A 2,579-nucleotide genomic window follows, 5' to 3' on the forward strand; every position below is an offset into this window, starting at 1 on the left:
GCCACCTTCGCCTGGCAGGACGTCAAAGGCGAGGATGGTGCGGTGATCAGCACCTACGATCACCCGGACAACTTTGTGCGGGTGGAGGCGGGGGCCGACATCCGCACCGCCACGGGGGGGCAGGTGTTCCTGATGGCGCGCACGGTCGAAAACGCCGGGCGCATCGAGACCTCCGGTGGTCAGGCCGTGTTGGCGGCGGGTGACAAGGTCTGGCTCAAGTCACCTGACAAGGAGTTGATTTATGCCTCCGAGTCCAATCCGGCCATTCCCGCCACGCGGGGCTTGCTGGTGGAAGTGTCCGGCACAGGGGGCAGCGTTCACAACCTGGGGGAGATGCTGGCGGACAAAGGCAACCTCACCCTGGTGGGTTATGCCGTCCGGCAGTCGGGGCGGCTCAAGTCGAGCACCTCCAATTCTGCCAATGGCGCGGTGTTTCTGCATGCTCGGACGGATGCCGTCCAGGATGAGAGCAGCCGAGGCCCCGGATCTGCTGTCCGGGCCACCCGCGGTGGTGCCTTGACCATCGATGCGGGCAGCCGCATCGAGATCACGGCCGACAACGACGAGCTGAGTGATTCGAACGCCACCTTCACACGATCGAGGGTGGAACTCGCAGGGCAGACCATCACCCTGGGTGAGGGCAGTGCCATCGTGGCGCCCGGTGCGATCGTCAGGGTGCGGGCCGAGGACATGCCCGACTACAGGACCGACGAGATCGCGCTGAAGGCCTTGTCAAACTACGCTGCGACGCCGTCCAGCACCGCACGCATCACGATCGACCAGGGCGCGGTCATCGATGTGAGTGGCACCCGCAACACGGAGGTGTCCGTGGCGCGCAACTTTGTGAGCACGGAGTTGCTGGGCTTCTCGGACCTCAAGGACGCGCCGATCCAGAAGGACGGCGATCTCTACCGCAGCAAGGTCACGTTTGACGTGCGTGAGTCGGCCACCGTGATCGGCCATGACCGCAGTGATGCGAACAGCAGCTACACCAAGGGCATCAAGAAGACGGCTCAGGAGCGCCTGGCCGAAGGCGGTTCGGTCTCGCTGGCCTCCACGGGCGCGGTGGTCACGCATGAGACCAGTTCGATCAATGTGTCGGGTGGACAGATCACCTACACCGCCGATACCGTCAAGCCCTCGCAACTCCTGGGTGTGGATGGCAAGGTCTATACCGTCAATTCAGCGCAGGCGGGCGTGAAGATCACCGATGTCCTGAGCGAGGGCAACAGCGATCCCACGCGCTTTGGTCTGGTCACGGGGGCCACCGCCAATCTCCAGGGGCGTCAGGAGGCCGCCTACGTCGAAGGCAAGTCGGCGGGCACGATCAAGTTCTTTGCGCCCACCGTGGTCGCTGAAGGCCAGATCCAGGCGTCCACGACCCAGGGCGTGCGTCAGCGTCTGGGCCGGGATGTGGCTGCAGCGGCAGGCAAGGTCGAGCTCAGCGTGATGTCTCAACTGGCTTCTACGCCGGGCTTGACGGTGCAGGCACAGGCCCGCCCCCTGGGCGATGACTTCTGGGGGAACCCCGCGACCGCCGAGATCACGGGAGGCAGCCGCATTTCGGCCGATGTGCTGAACCGCAGCGGTGCGGGCGACATCCGGATGAGCGCCCTGGGGCAGGTGATCGTCGACGACGGTGCCGATCTGCATCTGGCCGACGCGAGCAGGCTGAGCATCACAGCCCAGTCGCAGCAGGGCGGCAGCGGGGGGGTGGTGCTGGGCGGCCACATCACTGGCGTGGGCGCCACGGTGGAGGTCAGTGCACTCAACACCGACAAGACGTCTGACAATGAGGCCTCGGACATCACGCTCAAGCAAGGGCGTGTCATCGATGTGCGTGGCAACGTGGTCAACCGCCAGCGCGATGGTGCGGCTCAGGCCGCCGCCCTGGCGGGGGGCAATGTCAGCCTTCAGGCCGACCGGGGCCTGGACCTGCAGGATGGCAGTGTCATCGATGTGTCGGGTGGGGCCACGGTGTCGGCATCGGGTGCCATCACAGGGACGCGGGCGGGCGCCATCACGCTCAGTTCGGCGTCCAGGGGTGGCGCGCCGGTTCACATCGGTGCCCGTCTGCGCGGGCAACAGATGGCGGTCACCGGCAAGTCTGTGAATGACCGGACCCGTGGTGATGCAGACAGTGGCAAGCTGAGCATCAAGGTGGGCGATGTCCGCATCGTGGCACCCGATGGTGGTGCAGCGATCCGACCGGGAGCGGTGACCGATGGCCTGATCCTGAGCAGCGACTTCTTCTCCCTGGGCGGGTTTCGGAACTTCGACATCGCGGGAACGCGCCGTCTGGAGGTGGCCGGTGACGTCCTGATCGAGCCAAGCGTGGCGCAGTGGATGCCGCGCGCTGCCATGTCCTGGGCTGCCAGCGGTGCCAGCATGGATGCGGTGGCGCAGTCGGTGGTTCTGCCCGAGGGGCAGCGCCCGGTCATGACGCTGGGGCTGTCGTCTGAAGGCATCCTCAATGACGGCACGACGGCGGGCGCCTTGCACCTGGCCGAAGGCAGCCGGATCGTGCTCAGCCCTCGGAGCGCGGTGACGCTCAAGGGCGGCACCTCTCTGCAGGTGGA

Annotated in this window: 1 protein-coding gene; it reads left to right on the forward strand. The window is 66.1% G+C overall.

Going from position 1 to position 2,579, the window contains the following annotated elements; translation table 11 throughout:
* A partial coding sequence (locus VFW84_RS09425) for a hypothetical protein (RefSeq protein ID WP_329680200.1) occupies positions 1-2,579 on the forward strand: 2,579 nt, incomplete at both ends.

It is taken from the genome of Aquabacterium sp., from assembly GCF_036279655.1.
GTDB lineage: Bacteria > Pseudomonadota > Gammaproteobacteria > Burkholderiales > Burkholderiaceae_C > Aquabacterium.